The organism is Streptomyces sp. NPDC051907 (assembly GCF_040681075.1).
Lineage (GTDB): Bacteria > Actinomycetota > Actinomycetes > Streptomycetales > Streptomycetaceae > Streptomyces.
On the sequence record NZ_JBFAYB010000194.1, the window covers coordinates 1 to 5553 of the forward strand.

Here is a 5553-nt window from a genome sequence, read left to right on the forward strand (position 1 = left end):
GGCCGAGGTCGTCGGACGTCGCGTGATTGAGGACCAGGGCCCCCAGGCTCTTCACGTCCCGCAGCGCCGCTCGCAAGGGCACCCCACCCGGCCCGTACAGCGGCCAGCGAACCATCCGCTCCGGGCCCGCGAGCGCGGTATTGATCAGGTGCTGGGTCTCCTCCAGGGCTCCGCCGGGTGTGAGCGCGGTGACCGGGGTGTCGGCCAGGGGGTGGTGGCAGCGTCGTGGGCGGGGATCGCCGCCCGGGGACGGGCTGGAGCACCGGCCGGGGCGGGGCACCTCGGTGCGGGGGTGGGAGCGCAGGCGAGGGGTGCGGTGGCAGGCCGGGCAGCGGTCGGCGAGCAGGAGGTGGCGGCGGGTGCAGGCGAAGGTCCAGCCCAGCCGCCAGGTCACCTGCCAGCGTCCGCCGGTGTCCTCCAGGCAGGCGGGGCAGAACCGTGACCCGGCCCGCCCCCACAGGATCTGCCGGTGCACGCGGCGCTGTCCGGGCACGATCACCACGGCGTGCCCGTCGTAGGACTGCAGGGTCATGGCGGCCAGGACCTCCGTGGGGGTCCCGGTGACCTCGGTGATGGCGGCGAGCTCGTCGGGGGTGGCCAGGGTGGTCCAGCGCGGTAGGACCGGGGCGGCCGCGGCCAGGTCGCGGTTGGGGAGGCCGAGTGCGCTGAGCACGTCGGTGAAGGGGCAGTTCAGCCGGGCGGCGACGGCCTCCAGCCAGGAATCCAGAGCCTCGCCCGGATACGGCGGGTACCGGATCGGCAAGGACCGCCGGACGGCGGGTTTCACCCGGTGGTCCGCACGCCGCGGGGACGGCTGGTGGCCTTCCCCGCGCTGAAGGCGCAGTCGAGTTCGCGGCGGGCCCCTTCGGCGGCCTCGTCGTTCCTGACCTGGTCGAGGAGCTCGCGGGTGAGGCGTTCGGCGCCGGCGCGCTGGGCGCGCTGGCAGCCGCGGTTGACCAGCGTCATCAGGGATCCGATGTGGCCGGTGCTGCGGGCGAAGAGGTAGTCGGACAGGTCGTCGGCGAGCATGCCCGGATAGGCGTCGGCCAGGACGATGCGCTGTTCCAGGGCCAGCAGCAGCCGGCGCCACTGCTGTCGTCCCTGCTCGGCGGCGATGGTGAAGGGCGGCATGTCCAGACGGGTGGTCCGCCGGCCCGTCTGGGCCAGCGCCGTCTCGCCGATAGCCTCGCCCTCGCTGAACAGGCCTTTGTCCGCGAGGCCGACGCCGACCTTCAGGAGGGTGACGGGGAACTCGTTGGCGATCCACTTCAGGTGGCTGCTGACCTCGATGCCGCTGGTCCTGCGCCACTTCAGGAAGTGCAGGTCGTCCAGGATCAGCAGGCGGACCTCGCAGGACAGCACGCAGTCCAGCGCCTGGAGTCCGAGCTGGGCGGCGGTGGAGGTCTGCCGGCCGGGGTGGCCGAAGAACTCCAGCATCGCCCGGTTCAGATCCTTCATCCCGGTGTTGCCGGTCAGGCCGACCCGGCATACCGGCCACCGCTCGTGCCCCTGTGCGGTGAACGCCCCGTGCTCTGCGATCTCGCGGCGGTGGAACTCGGCCGCGAACACGAGGACCGCGGTGGTCTTGCCCAAACCGGGGAAGGCGTCCACCGCCACGGCGCCCTTCGCCTGGTCGCCGTCCTGGAGATTGCTGTCGACGATGTCCCACAAGTCCTCGTGGAGGGCGGAGAGCTGAGGGGTGCGGATCGGTCCCAGGTTCGCGTGCCACTGCCGGCGGGCCCGGTCGTAAGCCGCCGCCCGCTCCGGTCCAGGACGTCGGGGCGGGTACGGCGCGACGCGTCGACGAACGCCTTGAAGTCCTCCTTCCGCGACAGCGCCAGATTCCCCGGATCCCTCCGGGCCACCGGACCGGTCACACGTCCTCCAGGGCATCCGCGTAGAAGTCGTCCTCGCCCAGGAACTCGTCGTCGTCCCCGCCTTCTACTCCGTCCTCGGTCGGCGCAGGGTCGATGGGCCTCGCATCGTGGCCCAGGACCCGAAGGACCGACGGCAACCCGGATGCGGCACTCGGCTCCCCGAGGGGCGGAAGGGTGATGGCGGCCTGCTCGCGGGACATGCGCAGGGCCATGCGCCGCTCGGCCAAGGTCGTGCCCAGCCCCAGGCTCCAGCGCTCCAGCAGGTCGGCGACTGCGAGCCGGTCGTCGGGGAAGCGGTACTTCGCCGCGGCCAGCTTCCGGGCGAAGGCCAGGGCGTCTTCGCTCAAAGGCATCCGTGCCGCCGGCGCGTGCTCCCACACCAGGGCGTGCCACATCCGGGTGTCGGGGCTGCGGAAGTAGATCCGGGTGATGTCGTCCGGGTCGACCTGGAAGGGCCAGGCGCCCCGGACCGGCCCGTCGAACGGGCTGCGGATCCCAGGATTGGGCAGCCCCGGACCGCGGTAGCGGCGTCGGTCGATCTCGACGCCGTAGTGCTGGACCGTACGCCACTTCGTCGCCAGGAACTCGAAGGCGAGATCCGGATCCCGGGGCACTTCGATGTAGCCGGCCCGCGCCATGCCGTGCTCGAACATCGCCGCCGGCGACATCCGCAAGCCGGGCAGGCCGGGATCGACCAGGCTGGAGTGCTGCCGGCAGTGGTAGGCCGTTGCGGTCCACTCCCGGATGACCGCCTCCAGTTCGTCGAGGAAGAAGAACGCATCGCCCTCGGGGTGCTCGCCGCGCGAGTGGATGTCGGGGCCCTTGTAGGCGGGCAGGGCCTCCAGGAGGCCTTCGCGCAGGGTGCGGAAGAACCGCTCCACGGGGCCCTTGTCCCGGCCGGTCCGCAGCCGGGCCGGCTGGATGGAGATGCCCATGCGACGGCACACGCTGGTCAGGTGCTCCGAGACGTAGACCTTGCCATGATCGACGACCAGCGTCTCGGGCACCAACGGCGGCGACGCCAGCCCCGGACCCACGGCGCCTTCGATGTCGACCAGGACCGTGCGCGGAATCCCGTGCTCGGGCCAGACCGCACCCCGAGGCCAGTCCCGTCCCGCCGGCCGCGGCCGGAAGCACTGGAACAGCACCGCGCTGACATCCACCGCCTTCGTCGACACCGGCGTCACCCGGATCCCGGTGATGCAACGGGTGTACCAGTCCATCGCGACCTTGTGGAGGTAGTTGCGAGCTGACCGTTGACCAGTGGGTAGAGGCTTTGGGGGCTGTGTCGGTGGGCTGGTGCCGTCTTTCTCAACCGGGCTCACCTGTCGGCCGCGACCGTGAGCTCTGGCATGATGGGCATCATGACGCAGATCCGAAAGGCCGATGGCGCGTAGGCCGCCCGGCGCCATCCGCGCTCAGCGGTGGCCAGCCCGAAGCACGACCTGCCCCGTCCGCCAGATTCCAGGCATTCCCCGCCGAACTCGGGCGGCCATCAACCAGATCGAAGCTCGGCACCTTTGGCCTGGTGCTGTTGCTGAGGCCCTGCACCGATACGAGGGTTTCCTCCGGAGACCCGGCCGATACCTGTATTTGCCTTGGGACGACTGCCCCTGCTGCGACCCGACGGACGCCCGGGACACCCTCGAAGACGCCCTCCGCCGACTGCCGCCCGCAGCGCGGGGAGGGCTGCGCAGGATCGTCGCCCGGCTCGATGAGGAGTTCCTCCGTCGCACCCTGCCCGACCCATCGGCCGCATCGGTGAGTTCATGGCATGCAGCAGCGTGGTGGCGGCAGCGGATCCGGGAGATATGACCGCTGATCTGCTGCCGGGCAGCGTCCTCCTGGGTCGGGACGAGACGGACATCGTCGAGCGCGCGCTTTTCATCGCCCTCTATCACCGGCGCCCACCTGCGGGCGCCGAGCCTTCGGTGGAAACGTGCCGATCTCTCTTCGACGAGCTTCGTCGCGTCAGATCGACGGAACAGCCTCCGGAGCCTGAATCTCACTGGCTCGCCGCCGACGGGGTGCAGCTGCTGCACGGGCGGGTGGACCGCGTCCTGATCTCGGGCGCTGCCTGGTCCGCCGCTCGGTCTGTGCTTCTCCTGGCCTGCTTCGACGACACCTTGTGTGAGCACGACTTCCAGACCATCGTGGGTTGGTCACGCAGCGACTTCCACGCCCTGGCAGCGCAGTGCGAGGTCCTGGACGCCGAGGGTCTGCGAGCGGAACTCTTCCGTGCCCGGGCACTGGGGGACGGACTCCGGCACCGCAAGCTGCTGACCTTCGCCCTCGACCACATGGACATGAACCCGACCAGCAGGGATGTGGAATCGGTAGAGAGGAGCCTTTCGGAACTGGACAGCACCTGCGACGTGGAGGTTCTCACCGATCTGCTCGCCAGAGCTCAGGCCAAGGCGCTCAGACTTCCGCGCCGCTCCAGGGGACCGGAGTCTGGCCTCCGTGGCCAACGGCCCTGCTGGTGAGTGCTGTTCGTCGTGGTTTGCGTCATCGCCCACCAGCTCGGATTGCGGCTGGCTGGCAATCGTCAGTGTCCAGGACGACCGGTCCGATCGATGCGGGTGACCTTGGTGCTGTCCTCTAGGGCCTCGCGTAGGCGGGCGTTGTCCACGGCAAGGTGCTGGATCTGGGCCGCTGCGAAGCGGAGGTTCTCGGTCAGTGACCGGTTCGTCCGGCGGAGCTTGGCGTTCCTGGCGGCAAGGATCTCGTAGGGGCTCGGATGTTTCTCCGCCGCGGCGGCGGGTTCCGGGTTGGAGCGGACGGCGGAGATTTCTTTGGCCAGGTCGGCGAAGTGGCGCCGGAAGGTGGTGTTGCTCAGGCCGAGCTTGGTGGCCAGGGCGAGGACGCTCGGCCTGGTGCCGTTGTCCTGGCACTCCGTCATGTACTGGTCCATGACGCGGCGGACGCGGGCCTCGGTGGGGACGTCGGCAGGACGGCTCATGCGGATTCCAGAACTGTGGTGTTCTTCAGGAGGAACGCGGTGATTTCCGCGCGGCGGGACTCTAGTCGGTGCCGCAGCAGCGGTGGCAGTGTGGGCCGGGAGGCCAGGCGGCGGGTGATGCGGTCGATCTCGCGCTGCCATGCCGCGGTGTTCTCCGGGGTGAGTACGACGTTGCGGCAGGCCAGGGGCTTGCAGCCGCCGTGGTCGGGCAGCCCTTCGGTTCGTCCTCGGTGGGCGCGTTCGCAGAGGGCTTTGGCGTGGTCGTGGACGCAGGTGATGTACTCGCCGGGATAGACGGCCGGGTCGTGTTTGGCCATGAGCCGTCGCAGGCGGTTGTCGTCGAGGATGACCTTGCCCTGGAAGCGGGCCCGCGCGCCGAACTCCTCCAGGCGGCGGGCGGCCTCCTCGGCGGCGGGGCCGGTGAGGTTGGTGTGTTCGTGGGCGTCGATCGCGGCCATGAGGTGTTCGCCGCGGGCGAGGGCCTGCTCGCTCTCCACCTCGGCCCGGAAGCCGGATTCGCTGGTCCCCGCGTAGCCTTCGAAGACTTGGATGCAGTGGTGCCGATAGGCCAGTGCCCCGGCGATGACTCCGCCGGGCCGGCGCGCGATGAACCACGCCAGTGTCGGCGTACAAGTGAACGCGCACCACTGCGTACGGATGAAAGTGCACCGTTGTTGATGCGGTGGGGTTGGTGTCGCGCGAGTCTTCTGTCGT

4 protein-coding genes and 2 pseudogenes are annotated in these 5553 nt (G+C 70.1%); 1 reads left to right on the forward strand and 5 read right to left on the reverse strand.

Annotation, left to right across the window (positions count from 1 at the left end):
- The 3 genes and pseudogenes from AB0M39_RS41235 to AB0M39_RS41245 all read right to left on the reverse strand — a co-directional run.
- Positions 1-787 (reverse strand): TniQ family protein (locus AB0M39_RS41235; RefSeq protein WP_365374131.1); only part of this gene is annotated, 787 nt, incomplete at its 3' end.
- Complete coding sequence (locus AB0M39_RS41240) at positions 784-1671, reverse strand: TniB family NTP-binding protein (RefSeq protein WP_365374133.1); 888 nt, start codon at positions 1669-1671, stop codon at positions 784-786. The genes AB0M39_RS41240 and AB0M39_RS41235, both read right to left, overlap by 4 nt.
- A 202-nt stretch (positions 1672-1873) precedes the next feature.
- Positions 1874-3106, reverse strand: a pseudogene (locus tag AB0M39_RS41245) (transposase); the annotation flags it as partial.
- 582 nt (positions 3107-3688) lie between these two features.
- Between AB0M39_RS41245 and AB0M39_RS41250 the strand changes: the two are divergent.
- Positions 3689-4363 carry a hypothetical protein gene (locus AB0M39_RS41250; protein ID WP_365374135.1) on the forward strand — a complete coding sequence of 225 codons (675 nt, stop codon included), beginning with the start codon at positions 3689-3691 and terminating at the stop codon, positions 4361-4363.
- A gap of 62 nt (positions 4364-4425) precedes the next feature.
- Here AB0M39_RS41250 and AB0M39_RS41255 read toward each other — a convergent pair whose 3' ends face one another.
- Together AB0M39_RS41255 and AB0M39_RS41260 are read right to left on the reverse strand one after the other, a co-directional pair.
- Positions 4426-4839, reverse strand: a complete 414-nt coding sequence (locus AB0M39_RS41255; protein ID WP_365374138.1) for a hypothetical protein — start codon at positions 4837-4839, stop codon at positions 4426-4428.
- A pseudogene (locus AB0M39_RS41260) lies at positions 4836-5553 on the reverse strand (hypothetical protein); the annotation flags it as partial. The gene AB0M39_RS41255 and the pseudogene AB0M39_RS41260, both read right to left, overlap by 4 nt.

Coding starts and splice junctions, on each gene's coding strand:
- AB0M39_RS41250 (WP_365374135.1), top strand. CDS start 3,689: ATGACCGCTGATCTGCTGCCGGGCAGCGTCCTCCTGGGTCGGGACGAG.
- AB0M39_RS41255 (WP_365374138.1), bottom strand. CDS start 4,839: ATGAGCCGTCCTGCCGACGTCCCCACCGAGGCCCGCGTCCGCCGCGTC.